This window comes from Cecembia lonarensis LW9 (genome assembly GCF_000298295.1).
In the GTDB taxonomy this organism is placed as follows: domain Bacteria; phylum Bacteroidota; class Bacteroidia; order Cytophagales; family Cyclobacteriaceae; genus Cecembia; species Cecembia lonarensis.
This window is the reverse complement of the sequence record NZ_AMGM01000306.1, coordinates 1-649: the sequence shown is the minus strand read 5'-3', so window position 1 is coordinate 649 and position 649 is coordinate 1. Positions and strand designations below refer to the sequence as shown.

The window sequence follows — 649 nt, the reverse complement described above, 5'->3', positions numbered from 1 at the left end:
AACAATATGGCGCTATATGTCTCAAGCAAGCTTCTTGAGAATGCTACAGCAAGGGGCGCTGTATTTTAGAAATATTCCTATGTACAGTCAGACTGATCCTTTTGAGGGTGTATATGGATGGGGTAAAGGATATGAACAGTTCATCGCATTTCACAAAAGGGAATGTGAAAGAGCCGGAAATGGTATGCATTGGCAAACTTGGACTTTGATGCACTTCTTAGACCATGAGATCGAACGCAGAAAGACATACATCTCATGCTGGTATATGGATGAACATGAATCTGAAGCAATGTGGCGCTTGTATTGTAATAATCAGTTAGATAATGCGATTGCTATCAGAACTACAGTTGGTAAGCTTAAAGCAGAGTTGTTTAAAGCTAGCTTGTACAACATGTACATTGGAAAGGTCAAGTATGAGAAAGATTTCTACTGGAAGTCTAGGCATATAACTCCAGAAATTTTCTTCTACAAAAGAAAGTCTTTTGAGTATGAGAGAGAGTTGAGAGTGGCTTTTCAAGAAAAAAACCAGGATTTAGTGTTTCAGAATAAACAGGAGGCAGGGAAGTTAGCCAAGGTTAATCTTGAAAATTTGATTGAGGAGGTGCGGCTTTCTCCTTTCTATAAGCATGAGGCCAATTATACTGAGTTG

1 protein-coding gene is annotated in these 649 nt (G+C 38.8%); it reads left to right on the top strand.

Translation table 11 applies throughout. From position 1 onward, the window contains the following. Nucleotides 1–16: 16 nt before the first annotated feature. The coding region (locus B879_RS22000) for a DUF2971 domain-containing protein (protein ID WP_162136900.1) at nucleotides 17–649 on the top strand (633 nt) is incomplete at its 3' end.